At 69.6% G+C, this 2,933-nt stretch carries 5 protein-coding genes; 1 reads left to right on the top strand and 4 read right to left on the bottom strand.

All coding sequences use genetic code 11. From position 1 onward, the window contains the following. Nucleotides 1–343: SDR family NAD(P)-dependent oxidoreductase (locus FUT87_RS20215; RefSeq protein WP_147242184.1), on the top strand; the 343-nt coding region annotated here is incomplete at its 5' end. A 7-nt stretch (nt 344–350) separates the two neighbouring features. On the opposite strand, the gene FUT87_RS20210 is transcribed toward FUT87_RS20215, so the two are convergent. The 4 genes from FUT87_RS20210 to rplS form a co-directional block, all read right to left on the bottom strand. Beyond that, nucleotides 351–1,340 (bottom strand): CobD/CbiB family protein, encoded by a 990-nt coding sequence (locus tag FUT87_RS20210; RefSeq protein ID WP_091723506.1) that lies wholly within the window; start codon nt 1,338–1,340, stop codon nt 351–353. A 21-nt stretch (nt 1,341–1,361) separates the two neighbouring features. Next, nucleotides 1,362–1,610 (bottom strand): hypothetical protein, encoded by a 249-nt coding sequence (locus tag FUT87_RS31455; protein ID WP_310735271.1) that lies wholly within the window; start codon nt 1,608–1,610, stop codon nt 1,362–1,364. 108 nt (nt 1,611–1,718) lie between these two features. Beyond that, nucleotides 1,719–2,132 (bottom strand): NUDIX domain-containing protein, encoded by a 414-nt coding sequence (locus FUT87_RS31450; protein ID WP_310735270.1) that lies wholly within the window; start codon nt 2,130–2,132, stop codon nt 1,719–1,721. A gap of 133 nt (nt 2,133–2,265) precedes the next feature. Next, nucleotides 2,266–2,634 (bottom strand): 50S ribosomal protein L19, encoded by a 369-nt coding sequence (rplS, locus tag FUT87_RS20200; RefSeq protein ID WP_091723501.1) that lies wholly within the window; start codon nt 2,632–2,634, stop codon nt 2,266–2,268. Nucleotides 2,635–2,933: the final 299 nt, after the last annotated feature.

Below are 2,933 nucleotides of genomic sequence, written 5' to 3'. Positions count from 1 at the left end.
CGGGCTGGGTCGCCGCGCGATGGCCGGCAGCGCGCTGTACTGCACGGCCAAGGCCGGCATGGACAACCTCAGCCGCGCGATGGCGCTGGACGAGGAACACAAGGCCGCGCAGGGCGAGCGGGCGGCGCGTGTCGTGTCGCTGGCGCCGGGCATCATCGACACCGACATGCAGGCGCAGCTGCGCGGCGGCGATGCGTCGAAGTTCCCGGACCGCGACCGCTTCGCCGCGTTCAAGGCCGAGGGCCAGCTCGTCAGCGCCGAGGACACCGCGACGCGCGTGCTGCGTTTCCTGGCGCGCGACGATTTCGGCCAGCAGGTGCTCGCCGACGTGCGCGACGCCTGAGCGTCGTTCAGCCGACCAGGTTCGCCAGCGTCAGCAGCGCCAGCAGCATCATCCACAGCACCACCGAGCGCCAGACCAGGCCGACGACGCTCTGCAGGTGGCCCAGCTGCGGCGGCACGCCGCCGGTCGAGCCCTCGGCGCGGGTGGCGTCCATGTCGCCGCCGGACTCGAAGGTCTTGCTGCGGTCGGGGGTCACGCCCGGCGCGGCGCTGCCGCCCAGCTGCACGCCGACGGCGCCGGCCGCGGAGGCCAGGATGATGCCCTCGTTGTCATGCGCCCAGAGCGCCGCGTCGCGACGCCAGGCGTTCACCGCCTCTTCGAAGTTGCCGACGATGGCGAAGCCGGTCGCCGTCAGGCGCGCCGGGATGTGGTCGATCATGCCGAACAGCTTGCGCGACAGCGCCATCAGGCGCTCGTTGGTCGGCGCGTCCAGCGTGCGGCTCTTGAAGGCCCAGTAGCGGCCGGCGAATTCGGCCATCCGGTACAGCACCGCGCCGGCCGGCCCCAGGCCCAGCGTCGAGAACAGCACGAACCAGAAGAAGACACCGAAGACATGCCGGTGCGCCGCCAGCAGCGAGTGCTCCAGCACATGCCGCAGCAGCTCGGTGCGCGGCAGCTCGCTGGCGTCCAGGTGGCGCCACTCGGCCAGCAGGCGACGGGCCTCGAGCTCGTCACCGCGCTCGAGCGCGTCGCGGATGTCGGTGAAGTAGTGGCTGAACTGGCGGAAGCCCAGCGTCAGGTAGAGCACCAGCACGTCCAGCGCCAGCGACAGCAGCAGGCTGTAGGGGCGCACCAGCGCGTAGATCGCGCCGACCAGCAGCGCCGGGCCGACGACGGTGATCGTCCACACGACGGCCGCGTGATGCGACCGTCCCGCGTCGAAGTTGCGCCCGGTCCAGCGCACCCAGGCGATCATGCCCTGGTGGACCGGGTTCCCGTGCGGCAGAGGCTTGAGCTGCTCGCACACCAGCGCCAGCAAGACCGCGAAGAAGTTCATGGCCCGGGATGATAGCGGGCGTCAAACCTGCAGGAAGCGGTAGAGATTGCGCAACATCGCCGCCGTCGCGCCCCAGATGAAGAACTCCTTCGGACTGGCCGCGGTGAGGGCGACGTCGGGGTCCGCGTTCGAGACCGCAAGACCTGGCCCCGTCCACGGCATGGAGAGGAACTGGCGTCGTCCCATCAGCGGGCCGTCCGTGCCGGGGACCTCGTACTCGAAGCTGTGGCGCTGGTGGTGGGCCGGGTCCATCAGGAAGGCCAGCGGCACCTCGAAGGCCTCGGCGCCAGGTGGGCGCGATGCACCGGATCGAACGACCCGCCGAACCATCCGACCTGTCGCGCGCGGTTCGAATGGCTGCTGCTCACTCGGGACCCTTCAGAACCAGAGGTGCGTCGGCACCTCGTCGGCCCAGTCGCGCGGGCGGAGGAAGTCGGTGTAGAGCCGGGCCTCGGGCGAGCCGTCCTCGGGCTCGGCGCGGCCGCCGGGGAAGCTCACCTGGCCGGCGTGGTCGCGCAGGTGCGCGGTGCGCTGCGTCAGCAGCACCTGCAGGCCGGATGCCCGCTGGACCAGCGGCACCAGCACCGCCGCCTGGGTCGTGATGCGGCCGGGGAAGATGCCGCCGTCGCCGGGAATCTCCGGATCGATGTCGGGCGGGTGAAGGAAGCGCTGGCGCAGCCAGGCGGGGGTCAGGCGCTCCGGCGGAACGGCCGGCAGGTGGGCATCGGTGCCGGCGACGGGAACGACGCGGGGATCCTTGATGGCGGGACGGCTGGGGGAAGGCGTCGACATGCGGCGGGATCGTCCGGTGAGCCGGACTTGTTCGTGGGCGCCCGGGGCGCGAAGCCCCGATTGGACGCCAGAAACGACAAAGCCGCTCCGGGCAGGGCCTTGGAGCGGCTTTGAGGGGGCGTGCGCCGAAGGATTATTCGGCTGCCTTGAAGGACAGCTTTTCCTTGATGCGCGCCGACTTGCCCGAACGCTCACGCAGGTAGTACAGCTTGGCGCGACGGACGTCGCCGCGGCGCTTCACCTCGATCGAGGCGATCAGGGGGCTGTACAGCTGGAAGGTACGCTCCACGCCTTCGCCGCTCGAGATCTTGCGGACGATGAAGTTGGAGTTCAGACCGCGGTTGCGGCGGGCGATGACCACGCCTTCGTAGGCCTGCACGCGCTTGCGGGTGCCTTCGACGACGTTCACGTTGACGATCACGGTGTCGCCGGGGGCGAACGCGGGGATGGTCTTGTTCAGGCGAGCAATTTCTTCTTGCTCGAGGGTCTGGATCAGATTCACGAGGATCTCCTGGTGATCGTGCCGGCGCGAATCAGGATGATTCCAGGACTGGCCGCCATCGAAAGACTTCTTCGGCGCCGCCCGCGTGGGGATTCAACCAACAGCACCCTGGACCCTGGTTTCCCTTTGGTCCTGTACTGCCCTTGCCCCATCAGCCCGGTAGAGGATCGGCAAAACCGGCGATTATAGACGTGGACGGGCGACCGTCAAACTTTGTGCGGCCTGACAGCCGTCCCACCGGCGAGCGAGGCGAGGAATTTCTCGTCCTTCTTGTCGAGCCGGCCGTCGCGGCGCGCGGC

The organism is Mitsuaria sp. TWR114 (assembly GCF_007997345.1).
Note: the sequence above shows the minus strand (reverse complement) of the source record. Positions and strands in the feature narration are given on the sequence as shown.

Excerpts from the sequence above, each read along its gene's own strand:
- FUT87_RS31450 (WP_310735270.1), bottom strand. The coding sequence starts at position 2,132 with ATGTCGACGCCTTCCCCCAGCCGTCCCGCCATCAAGGATCCCCGCGTC.
- FUT87_RS20210 (WP_091723506.1), bottom strand. The coding sequence starts at position 1,340 with ATGAACTTCTTCGCGGTCTTGCTGGCGCTGGTGTGCGAGCAGCTCAAG.